Source organism: Paenibacillus sp. NPDC056722 (assembly GCF_042790635.1).
Classification (GTDB): Bacteria; Bacillota; Bacilli; order Paenibacillales; family Paenibacillaceae; genus Paenibacillus_AQ; species Paenibacillus_AQ agri.
Window position 1 is genome coordinate 293,949 of sequence record NZ_JBHTYV010000006.1, and the last position, 16,821, is coordinate 310,769.

Below are 16,821 nucleotides of genomic sequence, written 5' to 3' on the forward strand. Positions count from 1 at the left end.
CGGTTCCGGCTAACGTAATGACTTGAATGCGGCGCGGAGTTCTGCAGTGAACAGCTCTGGCTGTTCCCAAGCCGCGAAGTGTCCGCCCTTGTCGAGCTTGTTGTAATACATGAGTTTGGGATATGCGCGCTGTGCCCAACTTCGCGGGGCCTGATAAAGCTCATCTGGAAAAACGCTCACGGCAACCGGGATCTCGACGCCCTTGACTCCAAAAAAGGAGAGCTTGTTCTCCCAGTAGAGACGAGCCGAAGAAATCGCCGTGTTCGTCAGCCAGTAAAGGGTGATGTTGTCGAGAACATCATCGCGCGAAAGGCCACCGGGGTGTCCGGCAAAGGCCTGTGAGATCAGCTCCAGACTTTTTGCGTCATGGTCGAGCATAAAGGCGGCCAAACCAACGGGCGAATCTGCCAGTCCGGTCAACGTCTGTGGCCGTGTTCCCATCATTTCAGCATAGCCGATGTGATTATATACGTACTCTAACTGCTTGTATGCACGCTTTTCGTCTTCTGAGAGGCCGGAAGGCATCGGACCGCCAGACTTGAGCGCCTTTTCAATGTCGGATGGAACCGTACCAGGCATGTTAGAGTGAATACCGAGCAATCCTTTGGGCTTCTGCACAGCCATCATATCCGTAATTATCGCCCCCCAGTCACCGCCTTGCGCCACATATTTCGTATATCCAAGGCGCTCCATGAGCTCTGCCCAGGCACTTGCGATGCGTTCAGGTCCCCAGCCAGTCGTAGTCGGCTTGCCCGAGAACCCATACCCTGGAATTGACGGGATGACCAGATGGAAAGCATCTGATGCCTTTCCGCCATGTGCCGTAGGATTAGTGAGCGGATCGATAACCTTTAGTAGCTCGATGATCGAACCGGGCCAACCGTGCGTAATGATGAGCGGCAAAGCGTCTTTATGCTTCGACCGAACGTGGATGAAGTGAATGTCCTCACCATCGATCTCGGTCTTGAACTGCGGCAGGGCATTTAACTTCGCCTCGACCTTACGCCAGTCGTAATCCGAAGACCAATAACGCGCGAGTTCCTGAATCGTCGCCAACTGCACGCCTTGTGATTGATCAGCTACTGTTTCCTTCTCAGGCCATTTTGTCGCAAGTATACGCTTGCGTAATTCGGTAAGATCTGATTCCGGGAACTTCACTTGAAACGGAGTAATCGCGTTCCTGTCTGTAGTTTCCTTCAATAACTCCGTTTGACTAGCTATGTAATGTTGGGGAGTTATTTTCCCGCTGCTTGCTTTGAAATTCGTACCCCAGCCCATCAAACCCATGGATAGAATCAGAATCATTGTCACACGAAACCAGTATCTGCTGCTCATAAGTAGAAACGCTCCATTCGGAAAGCTTTATTGGTTACCCCTCCGTTAGGTTCCTCCGAATAGCAATTCTTATTCCATGTTCTCATAGGAAACAGATGAACAATTAGAACATCAAGGGATGAGAAGAAATCAGAGCTGGCTTTACGACAGGTGACAATACCACTCGTTATTAGCGGGGCCCAAATCAGCCACATTCTACATAGAGTATGGAAAATTTAGGGGTGCAAATGGATTTCATCACTTTTTTGTACAACTAGTTGTCTAAAAAGTGGGATGTAAACGAATTCAACAATCAAATTTGTCATGTTATTATGAATCCACAGCAAGAACTTAGTTAATCCTGCTGGATACAAGGGATCATAAAGTAAGACAAAATAAATTTGAATTGAAGGTGACAAGAGACAAAACAATAACCTGAAAGTTGCAATATAGCTGAAGAAGGATTTTATCAAACCACATTGGAATGGATTTAGAACTCATATTAATTTATCTGGAGGAATTAACATGTCAAACTCAAAAATTGAAATCGTCGTAGCTTGTGGGAGCGGGGTAGCCACTTCAACGATTGCAGCAGATGCAGTGAAAGTAGTACTACAGGAAGCAGGTATTGCAAACTACAATATCATTAAAACGAGTATGGCGGAGCTACCGAATATCATTGACAACGTAGATATTGTTCTAACCACAAATAACTTCAAAACTGATGAAAAGCCACATCTGAACATTATGGGATTTGTAACCGGAATTAATGAAGAAAACCTGAAAACTCAGTTGCTTGAAAAACTTACGGATCTAAAAAAATAGTTAAGGTGGTAAATCATAATGGATACTTTGCATAATATTATAAAATCTATCACCGATATGGGTGCCACTGCTATTTTGCCGTTAATAATAACCTTACTTGGCTTAGTCTTTCGAATGAAATTTGGGAACGCTATCAAATCTGGGTTATTAGTTGGGGTAGGTTTCTTAGGATTAACATTAGTAGTTGGCTTACTTAATTCTTCGTTAAAACCAGCAGTCGATTATTATGCGAAGATTGGTTCTGGATTTACGATCGCGGATATTGGATGGCCTGCTGTAGGCGCTGCTTCTTGGGTGCCCCCATTTGCAGCATTAGCAATTCCGCTTGGTTTAATTATTAATTTAGTATTAGTTCGACTTAAATGGACTAAAACATTAAATGTTGATATATGGAACTACATGCATTTTTTGATTCCAGGGGCTTTAGCCTACTTCCTTTTTGACAATTTCTGGATCGGCTTGGTAATTACATTGGTAATGTCTGTTATTGCTTTATTTGTAGGCGATCTGATTGCTGCAAAATGGCAAGAATACTTTGGTTTAGAAGGTACAACGAATACAACGCTCATTTATTCAGCTTGGGGATATCCGATTGCCTGGCTGGTAAATAAAATCATTGATTTCATTCCCGGTTTGAATAAATTGGAGTTTTCACTAAACAAAATTAATAAAAAAATAGGCGTTCTTGGCGATCCCGTTATTATTGGATTTATTGTTGGTGTAGTTCTAGGGGCGATCACTAAAAGACCAATTGCGGAGATCGTAACTATGGCTACGGGAATAGCCGGAGTAATGGTATTAATGCCTAAAGTTGTTGGAGTGATGATGGATGGACTGTCTCCAATCGGGAAATCAGCCAGAGACTTTATGGTTAAACGCATGGGAACGGACTCCAAGCTCAATGTAGGAATGGATATCTCATTAGGCTTGGGTGATCCAACTACGATTACAACTACAGTTGTGTCTATTCCACTTGTGATGTTGATGGCACTCATTCTGCCTGGCGTTCAATTCTTTCCAATCGGACTGTTAATGTCTGTAACCTATATCTCCGTAATGTGTACTCTAGCAAGCAAAGGAAATCTATTCCGTTCGATTGTATCGACAGTCGTATTTTGTATTATCACATTCTATCTGGCAGGATTGGTTGCACCAGGTGCAACACAAATGCTTACTAGTGCAGGTGTTAAGTTAGACGGTTTAGGGACAGATGTTACATTTACTGGTTTTTGGAGCTTAATTATTTATTGGGTAAGCACTTTAGTTAACTAGGAATTAGGGAAGAGGAAACGATCATGACTTTAATTTTGCCTTCATTGTTTGCTGCAGATTTGATGAACTTGAAAAGTGAATGCGATGTGTTATATGAAGAAGGATTTCGAGTGCTTCATGTAGATATGATGGATGGAAATTTCGTTCCTCATATCGCATTTGGCCCAGAGCAAATTAAAAACTTAAAAAAACAAGTGAATATGAAATTGGATGTTCACATGATGGTGTCGGCCCCAGAGCAGCACATAGCGAGCGTGTTGGAGACTGGAGCAGAAATGATATCGGTACACTATGAATCAACGCCTCATATTCGCTATGTCATTGATCAGATTAAGCAAAATGGTAGGAAAGCAGGGATCGTCATTAACCCTGGGACGGACACTTCCTTACTGAAACCTTTCCTAAACATTATTGACTATATTCTAATTATGTCGATCAATCCTGGAAGACCTAATCAAGTTTTCATAGAAGAAACGATTGATAGAATAAGAGAACTGAAAGTACTGATAGGTGACCGGAGGATTCAGATTGAGGTTGATGGTGGAGTCGATGAGAGTATAGCCAGTCAATGTATTGAAGCAGGCGCCTCTTTGATTGTTATCGGTTCTTACTTATTTGCTAATGACAAAGCACATGTGAAGAATTTGAAGAGTCTAGAACATGGAGAGAGAAAGGAAGAGAGAAAATGAAATCATTAAAACTGTATGGTGTAAGAGATCTGCGTTTTGAAGAAGCGGAAAAACCCCAATTACTGGATGGAAAAGATGTCATTGTAAAAATAAAAGCATGTGGTATTTGTGGATCTGACATCTCTCGTTATAAAAAATTAGGTGCACACACACCTGGTCAAATATGGGGACATGAATTTGCAGGTGTAGTAGAACAAGTTGGCGATGAAGTAACAAATCTGAAAGTCGGAGATCATGTTGCTGGATGTCCGGCACTAATAGATGAAGACGATTATTATTACCGGGCAGGTCAACCAGCTAGAGCGAATTCATTGCATGCCATAGGTGCTAAGGAACCTGGTGGATTTGCTGAATTCATTAAACTCCCAGAGAAGAATCTAGTTAAAGTACCTGATGATTTAGATTTCGATTCTGCTTCAATGGTAGAACCATCTACTGTAGTTTTACATGGGTATTATCGGACCAATCTATCGGTTGGCGATGATGTAGTCATTGTTGGAGCGGGGGGAACCATTGGGTTGTTTGCAGTTCAATGGGCAAAAATTTTTGGTGCGAAAAAAGTAATTGCGGTTGATATTGATGATGAAAAACTTCAAATTGCCAAGGACTTAGGCGCTGATTATACAATTAACTCTCTAAATGAAGATGTTCTGATAAAAGTTGCTGAGTATACGGATGGCATGAATGCAGATATTGTAGTTGAAGCAGCCGGAACGCCAAATACAGCAGCAACTGTGTTTGGTTACGCCAAAAAAGGCGGCGGCGTTGTATTCCTGGGTATCCCTTATGCAGATGTTGCGATGGAAAGATTTTATTTTGAAAAAATCCTAAGAAGTGAGCTAACCGTATGGGGGTCATGGAGTTGTGTATCTGCACCATTCCCAGGTAAAGAATGGGCAACGACGGTTCACTTTATGCACAATAACAGATTAAATACTAAAAAAATGATTACACATCGAATACCACTTGAAGAGAGTCCGGAAATGTTCGAGCGATTAATGGAAAGAAAAGAACTTATCGGCAAAGTAATCATGTATCCAGAAAGCTGAAGGTGAATCTATGAATACTTTAGCGAAACAAATGGGAGTCATTTTGAGTGAATTGGAAACAGGCACTACCTTAATGAACGTTGCTGAGAGTGAGCAAATCTTGATTGCCCTGTACAACACAAAGCGAATTTTCCTTGCTGGCTCAGGCAGATCTGGTTTAGCGATCCGTGCGTTTGCTAATCGACTGCTTCACTTGGGTAAGACGGTGTATGTTGTTGGAGATATAACGACTCCAAGCATACAGGCAGGAGATGTTTTATTTATCGGTTCTGGTTCTGGAGAGACCGCAGGTCTCATTGTAAATGCCAAGAAAGCAAAGCAATCCGGGGCAACGGTAATTCTTAATACAACAAATTCGCAGTCCACTTTGGGTAAACTTGCTGATTATCTGCTTGTGATCAAAGTTGACAATAAAGAAACGGACACCAATGCAATGGAATCATCTGTTCAGCCGATGGGATCGGCATTTGAACAATTAAGTCTCCTCTTGTATGATGCGATTGTATTAGAATGGGTAGTTTCATTTAATGTAACTCATGATGATATGAAATTAAGGCATGCCAATCTGGAATAAGCCTTTTATCAAATCCTCTGGATCTGTCAATATTATGATTAACAAGGAAGGAGGGAAGAGAGCCATGCAGCTTGATGATCGAAGCAGTAGCTTGTTGCAAGAATTGTTATCAAACCCAAGTGTGAAGAGTAAGAACCTGGAAGTAAAGTACGGGCTGAGCCGAAGGCAAATTAGTTACAGCTTAGAAAAGATCAATGACTGGTTAGAGGGTCAACATCTGCCAAAAATCGAACGTAATCAACAAGGTGACTTTATTGTAGATGCCACTCTCTTCTCTGCTGTCCCTGATGAAGTGAACAAGCCCTCAACAAAAAAATACATTTTTTCTGAAGCAGAGCGAGTCGAACTTATTATTCTAATGCTCTTGAGCCGTTGTGAAGAACTATCATTGATTCATTTTACCAGTTCCATATATGTAAGCAAAAATACTATACTCAATGATTTGAAAATGGCGCAAAGCATAGTCGAACCGTATGATCTCATTATCCGTTACTCCCGGCGTTTCGGATACTCCATTGAGGGTCTTGAATTTCAAAAAAGAAAGTTATTGATAGATGTCGTCAACAAAATTCATCACATGTACAACGGGGAAACATGGGTTCAACAATTAGCCGAGATCACTGAAGAAGAAGTACAACTGATTCATGAACGTCTTGAAAAGATTGAAACCCATCTGAACTTGAAATTTACAGATGATAAGATGACAACATTGCCACATATCCTACTGATCTTACTGCGAAGAATCAAACTTGGAAAAACCATTAACTCCTTTCATATTAACTATGAGGAATTGTCGGATACCAAGGAATATCAAGCGGTTCAAGAACTACTAACCGACTTTGCATATATACCGACCGAGGAAAGATTATTCATAACCCTCCAAATTCTTACCACAAATGTTTCCTCGTCGGAGCGTTTAGAGGAAGATCTCGTAACGGATTTAAATCAGGCATTGGAAAAAATGCTGGAGCTATTTGAGCAAATGTCCTGTATTCTCTTGCAAGACAAAAAGCAATTATTGCATATGATGATGCAGCATATAAAGCCTGCATATTATCGCATTAAATACAAACTCACGATTACGAATCCACTGCAAGAAACCATTAACAGTGAATTCATTGAATTGCATCACCTGGTAAAAAAATCTGCATTACCTTTGGCTGAATTCATTGGTTGTGATATTCCAGATAGTGAATGCACCTATTTAACGATGCTTATTGGCGGCTGGTTAACCAAGCAAGGAGACAGCATTCTAAGTAAAACAAAAGCAGTAGTCGTTTGTACGAATGGAGTATCCATTTCTAAACTTTTGCTGATTACATTGAATGATCTATTCCCTGAATTCATTTTTCTGGATTCCTTATCTGTGAGGGAATTCAAGACGTATGATTTGGAATATGACATTGTTTTTTCTTCCGTATATCTGCAAACAAACAAACGATTATTTATTGTCAAACCCATACTTCAAAACGAAGAAAAAAGCTCTCTGCGTAAGCAAGTGATGGAATCGTTACACGGATTCACCCCATCAGAATTAAGCCTAAAAAATATTTTAGAGATCGTTGAGAAGTATGCAATCATCCAGAACCGTAAACTTCTTGCAAAAGAATTGCAACATTACTTTACCAACCAGCACTCGTTGTCGTTCAAATCACAACCGGAATTACAAAAAACAAATTTGCATGAACTAATTATGCCAGAGAATATTACATTGCTTCCTTCAGTATCTTCTTGGGAGGAGGCAGTACGATTAGGCGCACTACCGTTGCTACTTAATGGGAGCATTAAACCTTCTTATGTAGAAGCTATGATCCAGCATTATGATATGGAAGACCCGTATATCATTATTAGTCCATATGTGGCAATTCCTCATGATAAACCGGAAAGTGGTGTGAATGAAGTATCCATGAGTTTGCTTCGTTTAGAGCAAGGCGTTGAATTCGCCAAAAATCGACCAATTCAAATTGTTGTTATTATAGCCGCTGTTGATAAACAACAGCACTTAAGGGCATTAGTGCAATTAATGAAACTTGTTGAAAGTAGGGAAGATTGCGAAGCTATTATTCGTGCCCAAACCCCAAGCGATATCCATAACATCATCACAAAATATGGTTCGGATTAGGACTGGCTATTTAGATTCAATAAAAAGGGAGTAATTTTTATGAGCGAAAAAACGATAAACGGACTCATATTTGATCACGACTTGATCCAGTTGAACGCACGCTATGATTCGAAGGAAGAGCTTATCAAAAGCTTTGGAAGGAAGATCGAAGAGAAACAATATGCCAAACAAGGATATACAGAATCCTTACTTCAACGCGAAAGTGAGTATCCGACCGGAATAAATATGGGGACTATTGGAATAGCTATTCCTCATACCGATAAAAAATTCGTTAATGAAACTACGATTGGTGTGGCAGTTTTAGATCATAGCGTAGAGTTCCAAGATATGGGGGGCGATGAAACTGTCAACGCAGAAATCGTAATGGTACTTGTGGTTAAAAACCCTAAGATGCACATCTCATTTTTAAAGAATCTGACCAGATTGTTTCAAGAAGAAGAGTTTATAAATAGTTTTAAGAATGCTACTAAACCTTCTGAGATCGAGGCAATCCTCTTGAAGTTGCTCTAATAGAAACACATCGATAAAGCATACGACAAAACACCCGCTAACACGAAGGAACGCCTTCTGTTTGCGGGTGTTTTGTGATAGATCTGAAGCGTGATTTTCTTTTTTATAAAAGAGTATATCAACATATTAACGGTACCTGTAAGAAAAGCTTTGACATGTTCAACAGGTACCGTTATAATACAAACCAACAGGTACCGTTACATTGATTAACAGGTACCGTAAACAAAACAACCAAACCCAATCAAGGAGGATTTATTATGGACATGAATACCGAACTATACGAAAAGCTGGCGAAACTGCAATGGCTGCTGCAAAGGAAACAATTTAAAACCCACGCCGCTGTTGGTCCTATGGCAGACACATCACGCGGGCAAGGCAGGATTCTGGCGTTTCTCCGGATGAAAGACGGGATCAGCACAAAGGATTTGTCCTATATGCTGGACATCCGCGTATCATCCCTCAATGAGCTACTTGCAAAATTGGAGAAAGCGGAATATATCACACGTAGACCTTCAGAAACAGACAAACGTATTATTTTGATTTACTTGACGGAAAAAGGACAAAAGGAAGAAGAGCAGGAGATAGACGGTGGTAACATCTTTTCTGGTCTGTCACCAGAAGAGCAGGCTACTTTCGGGGAATATCTCACCCGCGTCATAGCCGCCTTAGAGGAGGAGCTTGGAACCGAAGAAGAACGTGACATCATGGCGATATGGATGAAGGCTGCGCGGGAGCGTATGGGAACAGAGGAATTTGATCGATTAATGGCCATGCGCGAACAGATGGGCAGAGAGTGGAGAAATTCTGGGGACGAGCGCTTTGGCGGAAGATTCCCCGGGTTTGGACGGGATGGACGCGGTAGCGACATGCGCGGATTCGGCTGGCCCTCCAGAGACGATAGAAATGCTTCGACTGACAACTCACAAGACCCGGAGGATAAGTAAGCAGAACATTTCCACCAAGTTCAAATAAATAAAGATAGTGGTGAACCCTATGGATGCAGAAAACCTCCATTACTTTGAAAAAGCCCCGGTCGCTAAAGCCGTCGCTCACTTCGCTATACCGATGATGCTAGGCACATCAATGAGTGTTATATACTCTATCTTGAATGCCTACTTCCTTGGTACACTCGGCAATACTGCCATGTTAACCGCACTGGCGCTAACCTTACCGTTATTCGCGATCATTATGGCGCTAGGCAACTTGATTGGCGTCGGTAGCGGTACATTCATCTCCCGTTTGCTGGGAGAGAAGCGATATGAGGATGTAAAGCATGTGTCTTCATTCGCTTTTTACAGCAGCTTGATTCTCGGTATAATCTTGATGGCTGCCGGCTTCCCGTTAATTGAACCAATCGTTCATAGCCTGGGAGCAACACCTGACTCCTTTGGATTTACGAAGGACTATGTCACGATCATGTTAATCGGTTCACCATTCATCGTATTATTCTTCACGCTGGAGAATATCGTACGTTCAGAGGGAGCAGCCATCACATCAATGGTCGGTATGATTCTCAGTGTCGTCGTGAATATTATCCTCGATGCATTAGTGATCTTCGTGTTCCATTGGGATGTGATCGGCGTTGCGTCTGCTACAGTCATTTCCAACTTGGTTGCGAGTGCATTCTACGCTTTCCATATCAGATATAAGAGCCAATTCTTTACCCTCTCCGTAAAATGGTTCAAGGCTACCAAGGAGATTCTGAGCAATGTACTCAAAATCGGAATTCCCATTTTTATCATGAGTGTCTTTATGGGAGCAATGTCACTCATCTTTAACCATTATCTTATTGAATATGGGGATCAGGCCGTAGCAGCCTTCGGTATTTCATCACGTTTATTGCAATTTCCTGAGTTTATTCTGATGGGATTATGTGAGGGTGTCGTGCCGCTTATTGCCTTCACTTTTGCAGCGAACAAATTGCGTATGAAGCATACCATTGGATTTACGATTAAAACGATAGTGGCGTTGGCTGTCGTGTTCGGCATCATCGTCTATCTGATTTCCGACCACTTAATCGGTTTGTTTACCAATGACCCGCTATTAATTGAAATGGGCAGCTACATTCTGCATGTGACGTTCTTATCCTTGTTCATTACAGGAATGACGTCGTTGTTCACAGGGATCTTCCAAGCCACTGCGCAAGGAACCGCCGCGTTCATTATGTCAATTATTCAAGGACTTACGCTGATTCCAGTGCTCTATATCGCCAATCAAATGAACGGATTTCACGGGGTGATCTGGTCGCTTGTTATTTCGGATGCTGTAGCATTCCTTGTTGGTGCCTTCATGTTGTATGTTCTGCGAAACAAATTGCAGCCAGACTTGGAAGCTTTAGCACAATAGAAAAAGAAAGCAAAGAACATACAAAAAGACAGGTTAAGGGCATCCCCAGATCCTGCCTTTTTTTGTTATATAGACGGGAGATACTAAACCTTCATAAGAAACTCATTCCGTTTCTGCAACTTCTTCAAGTGAATAGATGAGAGGCAGATGCTCGATCGGTGACGACATAATGATCTGAATGGTATAAGTTCCGTATTTATCACACTGTTTACCAAACTCTTCAATGGAAGACGTAGAGTCAGTCACGACTTTTAATAAATAATTGTAATCACCACTGATCCGATGACACTCTTTTATATAAGGGGATGTACGGGCGAAATCAAGAAATGCAGAACAGTCCCTAGTTCGCATAAGCATGTATGCTGCAGCGTTTTTGCCTATTTTCTCAGGTGAAAGGACTGTCCGATAACCCTCAATAACCCCTTTTTCCTCCATTCGTCTAACTCGCTCCGATACCGCAGGCTGGGATAGGCCCACATATTTGCCGAGCTCTGTCATCGAAATTCTTCCCTGTTCCTGAAGATAAAACAGAATTTGCTTGTCTATTTGATCCATTACAACTAGCTCCTTTTAAACTAAAAGTGAAGTATCTATAATTCAAAGTATTCCTTAGCAAATTGGCTATAATTCATCGATTGCGCTATGCAAATTATTCATATTCATTATTATAATAAACTTGTATCAATCAAGTATCAATACACTAAAATTCAGATAGGAGTAATGTTATGAAAGAGTCATTGTTAAAAGCACATCGTCTATTTAAAGATAATCTGCCAAGTTATTCAGCGTCCGTAGATGAGGTTCGTAAAATTACAGAAGAACAGATGTGGGGCTCACTGCCGGTAGCGAGTGATTTAATAACAGAAGAGGTAGACATTTATGGAATGCAGGGGGAATGGCAATTCTTCCCCGAGTCCAGCGAAGAACGTGTGCTATTATATTTGCATGGCGGCGGGTATATGATGGGAAGTATTAATTCACATCGAAGTGAATCCAGCGAAATAGGAAGAGCGGCTCAGGCACGTACATTGACTATAAATTATCGTCTGGCCCCGGAACATCCTTTCCCTGCTCCGATTGAAGATGCGATGAAAGCTTACAGTTGGTTACTGGACCAAGGATATCATCCCAAAAATATTATTATTGCTGGTGAATCCGCAGGGGGGAACCTTACGGCAGCCCTTTTAATGTACATCCGTGATACCGGGACACCATTGCCGGCAGGTGGGATCATGATCTCCCCATGGATTGATTTAGGACTAACCGGGGAGACGTATACCACCAGAGAGGGAGTAGACCCGATTAATACAAAGGCAGCCATTCAACAATTAGCTGATAATTATTTAAATGGTGTCTCACCGACAGTTCCGTATGCCTCGCCGATTCACGGCGATTTGAGGGGATTGCCCCCAATCTACGTCATGGTCGGAGAAGCTGAAGTTATGTTAAGCGAGTCCTTAACTTTTGTGACACGTGCAGCATTGGCGGGCGTCGATATCCGTTTCAGATCTTGGCCGGCTATGTTCCATAACTGGATCTTCTGTCACTCTTTCCTGGAAGAGGCCAGAGAAGGAGTAGATAGTGCAGGGGCTTTCATGGAAGAGCTGTACACAAAACAATAAATAAATCAGAGTTTCAAGAACCTCAGGTGATTCAAAACCTGGGGTTTCTTTTTGGTTTAGTGCACGAAAAAAGCGAATTGAAGCTTGCGAACAACTCAGGATAATAACCATTGGTTAATAATTACATTGACATTCGCAGGTTTTTCCAGAATAATAGAGTCTAATTGAATACTGGTACCTTTAATTCAGTCCAGAGAGGCTGGCAAGGGCAGCGGATTTTTATAATCACGCGTGAATCAGGGCATATTCCGTCAGGGGCTGCTCTGTGTCTTCGCGCGGGTTATGATGTAAAAAAGAGGCTACTTGTCAGTTTGAGACTTGACGAGTAGCCTCTTTTTTCTGCTTTTTTTGGTATCAGAACACTTTAACTTTGGAGGTATTCTGATGAGCAAACAAGATCAAGAGTTTTCCTGGCAAGCAGTGCCGAAAACGCAAAGAAACCATTTTTGGAAGACATTATCCGTGATGCTAGGGTTCACTTTCTTCTCGGCAAGCATGCTGGCAGGGGGGACGCTCGGAGTCAGCTTGACGTTCATGGAGTTCATTGGCATCGTGCTTGCGGGTAATTTGGTGCTCGGCATCTATACGGGGGCGCTGGCGCATATTGCCGCCAAAACGGGCCTGTCCACACATTTGCTAGCAAAATATGCGTTCGGTCAAAAGGGGTCGTACCTGCCTTCGTTCCTACTCGGCTTCACTCAGGTCGGATGGTTTGGTGTCGGCGTGGCCATGTTCGCGATTCCGGTCGCCAAAGCGATGGGTTGGAACGTGTACCTGTTGATCTTCCTGTTTGGTATCGCAATGACAGCATCTGCCATCTTCGGCATGAAGTCGCTCGTCATTCTGGGTTACATTGCGGTTCCGGCCATTGCGATTCTCGGCGGTTACTCCATGTTCCAAGGCGCAGACACGCTTGGTGGTCTGCAAGGGCTGTTCGATTACACACCGACACAAAGTCTCACTGCAGCAGCGGCGTTAACCATTTGTATCGGGTCATTCATTAGCGGCGGCACGCTGACACCAGATTTTGCCCGGTTTTCCCGGACGTCCAAGCAGGCGGTTACCGCAACGGTTATTGCCTTCTTCCTGGGGAATTCACTCATGTTCCTGTTCGGTGCAGTCGGCGCAATGGCGTATAACCTGGCAGAAATCTCGGAGGTCATGTTCCTGCAAGGTTTACTCATTCCTGCGATCATCGTTCTGGGGCTGAATATCTGGACGACCAACGATAATGCTCTTTACGCTTCCGGATTGGGTTTTGCCAACATCACTAAAATTTCGAAAAAGTTCTTCGTTATCGTAAACGGCATCGTGGGTACCGTATTCGCGATGTGGATGTACAATAACTTCGTCGGTTTCTTGAATGTACTGGGCGCGGCGGTGCCGTCTATCGGAGCTATCATCATCGCGGATTACTTCTTCGTGAAGCGTAGAAACTATAAACCGTTTGCCGAAATGACTTTCAAGAATGTAAACTGGATAGCGATGGTGGCTTGGGCTATCGGTGTTGCATTTGCCCAGCTGGCTCCTGGAGTAACGCCATTGAACGCACTGATCGGTACGGCGGTCGCCTACATCGTATTGATGCTGATCATTCCTGCGAAAGAATCTACACAAAACAAAGAAATGGGGAAAATAAATGATTATACAGAACGCGAAATTGCGGGGTAAAGAAGGTCTATGGAATATCGTCGTGAAGGACGGAAAGTTCGAACAAATTACGCAGACGCTTGAAGCAACTGCAAATGAGGAAGTAATTGATGTAAACGGCTCTCTTGTACTGCCACCGTTCATTGAACCTCATATTCACTTGGATACCACGCTGACGGCGGGCGAGCCGGAATGGAATTTGAGCGGAACGCTGTTCGAAGGCATCCAACGTTGGTCGCAGCGTAAGGCATTCCTGACGCATGAAGATGTTAAAACACGTTCCAAAACAGCGCTGAAATGGCAAATAGCGCAGGGCATCCAGCATGTGCGGACACATGTGGATGTTACAGATCCAAGTCTGACCGCAGTCAAAGCGCTGCTTGAAGTGAAAGAAGAGATGGCACCATTCGTCAATATTCAGCTTGTCGCTTTCCCGCAGGAGGGCATTCACTCTTATCCGAACGGCGCGGAACTACTGGAAGAGGCACTAAAAATGGGCGTTGATGTGGTCGGCGGTATTCCGCACTTCGAATTCACGCGGGAATACGGCGTAGATTCCATGAAGGTGGCATTTGATCTCGCTGAAAAATATGACCGTCTCATCGATATCCATTGCGATGAAATCGATGATGAACAATCCCGTTTCGTAGAAGTAGTCGCCAAGGAAGCCTACGAACGCGGATTGGGCTCCCGTACGACAGCAAGCCACACTACGGCGATGGGCTCCTACAATGACGCATACACGTACAAATTGTTCAGATTGCTGAAGATGGCTGACCTCAATTTCGTCTCCAATCCACTGGTCAACATCCATCTGCAAGGACGTTTCGATACATATCCGAAAAGACGGGGACTAACCCGTGTCAAAGAATTGCAGGAAGCAGGTTTGAACGTGTGCTTCGGTCATGACGATATCTTCGATCCATGGTATCCGCTAGGCACGGGCAACATGCTTCAGGTGCTGCACATGGGCATCCACGCTTCGCAATTGCTCGGTTACGATCAAATCGTGAACTCTATCGATCTCATTACGAAAAATAGCGCAAGAACGTTACAGATCGAAGATGTGTACGGCATTGAAGAAGGTAAGCCTGCCAACTTCATCGTTCTTGAAGCAGAGAACGAATATGAGGCTATTCGCAAACAAGCAGGAATACTTTATTCCTTCAAAGGCGGCCGCAAAATCGCAGAAACGAAACCGCGGGAAACGTCGATCATTCTTGAAGGCGGTTTGGAGAAGGTCACTTTCAATAAATAATCGAATAAAGCATGCGATGCAACAAGCAGAGCCTGCGTATTAACCCAAAAATCCCCTCATAGTGAACAGGACAACAAGAGATCACGTGATCTTGAACTCTTCCTGTAAACATGGGGGATTTTTGATTTCCGGTGGGGTGCTGTAAGTCCTTTTACATTTCCACTGAAATAAGGTAAGTACACTTCCCATTTTCTAAATACTGAAGTCGCCCAGAGTTTGCTTCAATAACCTTTCTTGATGATAGGTTTACTTCATTACAGGTTAAGAGCAATTCTCTAATTTTCTTCTGTTTTGCTGCCTTAATCAATTCATTAAGAATGATGTACCCATATCCCTTGCTTCTCTCGCTTGGTCTAATGGTATAGCCGATGTGTCCTCCTGATCTTCTTAAATCATCATTTAGATAATGGCGAAGCTTACCAATCCCGACAGGTCTTGAATTAACCAATAGCCAGTATGTTGTTTGGGGGACATAGTGAGGAGGGAGATTTGTACCTTCGGACATATCAACCTTTCCTTTTAAGAATTTAGGAAAGTCTACATAGGGGATATCAAATCCAGAATTAATATAGCCGTTTTCTCCGGGTCCTAACTCGACAATCATTTCATAAATATCTTCACCATCATCTTCGTTAGCTGGGCGTAACTCAATTAACAACCATCCCAACCTCCAGTCATAGTATCAAAGTTATAGTTTAACTCATAATACCACATATTGGGATTAATCTTTCCACTAGCTTAATCAAGCGGCTGCAGGCGGACCTACAATTCGATCAATTCCATTGTTCGTTCCATTAAGCCGATCTTGTAACTTTGATCTAGATTCTCCCTAAAGATCACTTCAGGTATCATCAGCTGCGGGATGTTGTTTGAGCAATTCATTATTATGTCTTTAACATCGGCTTTACAGAGCAAATCACCCGTGACAACCACTTTTTTCGGTTGTAGTTTTGGTACCATGCTTATTACCGCGTCTGATGCTTGAATGACTGCAGTGGATCGTTCGTGAATTCGGTTATTTGAAAAACCTGAAGGAAGAAAGTAGGACTCACTGAACACTTCTTTAGAAGCTACATGCGGGCTTCCATTTTCCACAAGTCCAGATCTAGGATATTTATTTTTATCAAATGAAACAACAACAATAGTAGCGTCACCCAAATCATTTTGCTCAAGATAAACGCCGTATGCTATCAAATTCATTTCATTTTCAACGAGTACTTTTGTATTAAACTTTTCCTGAAGGATAGACTCTAAAGGAACATGAATCAAGGATTGAAATTCACAGTTTTTAATAATTCCCTCATGAACTGAACCGCATAGTCCAATCCCTATTCCTTTTAATGAGATATATGCTTCCTGCAATACTTTAATAATATCTACGATAGTATCAAGGTTTATTTGCCATAACTCAAGGTGATATGTATGGGTATGTTGTTTAGTCAAATCAGTAACCGCATAGGTAAAAGAGACCTTATTGGACCTATTTTTTATAAAAATACAAACGATAAATGATGAAGTATCGTCATCTATGAATTGATAATTTGTGTAGTTATTCAAAGGGTAGGTGTTAGATACATGCATATCGTACTA

16 protein-coding genes are annotated in these 16,821 nt (G+C 42.5%); 12 read left to right on the forward strand and 4 right to left on the reverse strand.

Annotation, left to right across the window (positions count from 1 at the left end):
• Positions 1–9 precede the first annotated feature (9 nt).
• Complete coding sequence (locus ACFRAM_RS17575) at positions 10–1,335, reverse strand: epoxide hydrolase family protein (RefSeq protein WP_379466949.1); 1,326 nt, start codon at positions 1,333–1,335, stop codon at positions 10–12.
• Between the two features lie 504 nt (positions 1,336–1,839).
• On the opposite strand from ACFRAM_RS17575, the gene ACFRAM_RS17580 reads away from it, so the two are divergent.
• From ACFRAM_RS17580 to ACFRAM_RS17620, 9 genes are all read left to right on the forward strand, one after another.
• On the forward strand, positions 1,840–2,139 hold the full coding sequence (locus tag ACFRAM_RS17580; protein WP_066366598.1) for a PTS sugar transporter subunit IIB: 300 nt from the start codon (positions 1,840–1,842) through the stop codon (positions 2,137–2,139).
• Positions 2,140–2,157: 18 nt separating this feature from the next.
• A complete protein-coding gene (locus tag ACFRAM_RS17585; RefSeq protein WP_379466950.1) occupies positions 2,158–3,411 on the forward strand; it encodes a PTS transporter subunit IIC in 1,254 nt (417 codons plus the stop codon).
• 23 nt (positions 3,412–3,434) lie between these two features.
• Positions 3,435–4,100 (forward strand): ribulose-phosphate 3-epimerase, encoded by a 666-nt coding sequence (rpe, locus tag ACFRAM_RS17590; protein WP_379466951.1) that lies wholly within the window; start codon positions 3,435–3,437, stop codon positions 4,098–4,100.
• The gene (locus ACFRAM_RS17595) at positions 4,097–5,149 is read left to right on the forward strand and encodes a galactitol-1-phosphate 5-dehydrogenase (protein ID WP_379466952.1); all 1,053 of its coding nucleotides are present in this window, start codon (positions 4,097–4,099) and stop codon (positions 5,147–5,149) included. Before rpe ends, ACFRAM_RS17595 begins: the two co-directional genes overlap by 4 nt.
• A gap of 10 nt (positions 5,150–5,159) precedes the next feature.
• Positions 5,160–5,723: a 6-phospho-3-hexuloisomerase gene (gene hxlB, locus ACFRAM_RS17600; protein WP_379466953.1), complete on the forward strand. Its 564-nt coding sequence runs from the start codon at positions 5,160–5,162 to the stop codon at positions 5,721–5,723.
• Positions 5,724–5,787: 64 nt separating this feature from the next.
• Entirely contained in the window at positions 5,788–7,845 is a 2,058-nt protein-coding gene (locus tag ACFRAM_RS17605) for a BglG family transcription antiterminator (protein ID WP_379466954.1), read from the forward strand.
• 39 nt (positions 7,846–7,884) lie between these two features.
• Positions 7,885–8,355 (forward strand): PTS sugar transporter subunit IIA, encoded by a 471-nt coding sequence (locus ACFRAM_RS17610; RefSeq protein ID WP_379466955.1) that lies wholly within the window; start codon positions 7,885–7,887, stop codon positions 8,353–8,355.
• 257 nt (positions 8,356–8,612) lie between these two features.
• Positions 8,613–9,299, forward strand: coding sequence for a MarR family winged helix-turn-helix transcriptional regulator (locus ACFRAM_RS17615; protein ID WP_379466956.1), 687 nt, complete (start codon positions 8,613–8,615; stop codon positions 9,297–9,299).
• Positions 9,300–9,348: 49 nt separating this feature from the next.
• Entirely contained in the window at positions 9,349–10,701 is a 1,353-nt protein-coding gene (locus ACFRAM_RS17620; RefSeq protein WP_379466957.1) for an MATE family efflux transporter, read from the forward strand.
• Between the two features lie 102 nt (positions 10,702–10,803).
• On the opposite strand, the gene ACFRAM_RS17625 is transcribed toward ACFRAM_RS17620, so the two are convergent.
• Entirely contained in the window at positions 10,804–11,256 is a 453-nt protein-coding gene (locus ACFRAM_RS17625) for an Lrp/AsnC family transcriptional regulator (RefSeq protein ID WP_379466958.1), read from the reverse strand.
• Positions 11,257–11,426: 170 nt separating this feature from the next.
• On the opposite strand from ACFRAM_RS17625, the gene ACFRAM_RS17630 reads away from it, so the two are divergent.
• From ACFRAM_RS17630 to ACFRAM_RS17640, 3 genes are all read left to right on the forward strand, one after another.
• The gene (locus ACFRAM_RS17630) at positions 11,427–12,323 is read left to right on the forward strand and encodes an alpha/beta hydrolase (protein WP_379466959.1); all 897 of its coding nucleotides are present in this window, start codon (positions 11,427–11,429) and stop codon (positions 12,321–12,323) included.
• 384 nt (positions 12,324–12,707) lie between these two features.
• Positions 12,708–13,994: a cytosine permease gene (gene codB / locus ACFRAM_RS17635; protein ID WP_379466960.1), complete on the forward strand. Its 1,287-nt coding sequence runs from the start codon at positions 12,708–12,710 to the stop codon at positions 13,992–13,994.
• Positions 13,963–15,231, forward strand: coding sequence for a cytosine deaminase (locus tag ACFRAM_RS17640; protein ID WP_379466961.1), 1,269 nt, complete (start codon positions 13,963–13,965; stop codon positions 15,229–15,231). Before codB ends, ACFRAM_RS17640 begins: the two co-directional genes overlap by 32 nt.
• Positions 15,232–15,382: 151 nt before the next feature.
• On the opposite strand, the gene ACFRAM_RS17645 is transcribed toward ACFRAM_RS17640, so the two are convergent.
• Positions 15,383–15,889 carry a GNAT family N-acetyltransferase gene (locus tag ACFRAM_RS17645; protein ID WP_379466962.1) on the reverse strand — a complete coding sequence of 169 codons (507 nt, stop codon included), beginning with the start codon at positions 15,887–15,889 and terminating at the stop codon, positions 15,383–15,385.
• A gap of 104 nt (positions 15,890–15,993) precedes the next feature.
• Positions 15,994–16,812 (reverse strand): ROK family protein, encoded by an 819-nt coding sequence (locus ACFRAM_RS17650; protein ID WP_379466963.1) that lies wholly within the window; start codon positions 16,810–16,812, stop codon positions 15,994–15,996.
• Positions 16,813–16,821: the final 9 nt, after the last annotated feature.

Coding starts and splice junctions, on each gene's coding strand:
- ACFRAM_RS17650 (WP_379466963.1), bottom strand. CDS start 16,812: ATGCATGTATCTAACACCTACCCTTTGAATAACTACACAAATTATCAA.
- ACFRAM_RS17625 (WP_379466958.1), bottom strand. CDS start 11,256: ATGGATCAAATAGACAAGCAAATTCTGTTTTATCTTCAGGAACAGGGA.
- ACFRAM_RS17585 (WP_379466950.1), top strand. CDS start 2,158: ATGGATACTTTGCATAATATTATAAAATCTATCACCGATATGGGTGCC.
- ACFRAM_RS17610 (WP_379466955.1), top strand. CDS start 7,885: ATGAGCGAAAAAACGATAAACGGACTCATATTTGATCACGACTTGATC.
- rpe (WP_379466951.1), top strand. CDS start 3,435: ATGACTTTAATTTTGCCTTCATTGTTTGCTGCAGATTTGATGAACTTG.
- ACFRAM_RS17580 (WP_066366598.1), top strand. CDS start 1,840: ATGTCAAACTCAAAAATTGAAATCGTCGTAGCTTGTGGGAGCGGGGTA.
- ACFRAM_RS17615 (WP_379466956.1), top strand. CDS start 8,613: ATGGACATGAATACCGAACTATACGAAAAGCTGGCGAAACTGCAATGG.
- codB (WP_379466960.1), top strand. CDS start 12,708: ATGAGCAAACAAGATCAAGAGTTTTCCTGGCAAGCAGTGCCGAAAACG.
- hxlB (WP_379466953.1), top strand. CDS start 5,160: ATGAATACTTTAGCGAAACAAATGGGAGTCATTTTGAGTGAATTGGAA.
- ACFRAM_RS17605 (WP_379466954.1), top strand. CDS start 5,788: ATGCAGCTTGATGATCGAAGCAGTAGCTTGTTGCAAGAATTGTTATCA.
- ACFRAM_RS17595 (WP_379466952.1), top strand. CDS start 4,097: ATGAAATCATTAAAACTGTATGGTGTAAGAGATCTGCGTTTTGAAGAA.
- ACFRAM_RS17575 (WP_379466949.1), bottom strand. CDS start 1,335: ATGAGCAGCAGATACTGGTTTCGTGTGACAATGATTCTGATTCTATCC.
- ACFRAM_RS17620 (WP_379466957.1), top strand. CDS start 9,349: ATGGATGCAGAAAACCTCCATTACTTTGAAAAAGCCCCGGTCGCTAAA.
- ACFRAM_RS17630 (WP_379466959.1), top strand. CDS start 11,427: ATGAAAGAGTCATTGTTAAAAGCACATCGTCTATTTAAAGATAATCTG.
- ACFRAM_RS17640 (WP_379466961.1), top strand. CDS start 13,963: ATGATTATACAGAACGCGAAATTGCGGGGTAAAGAAGGTCTATGGAAT.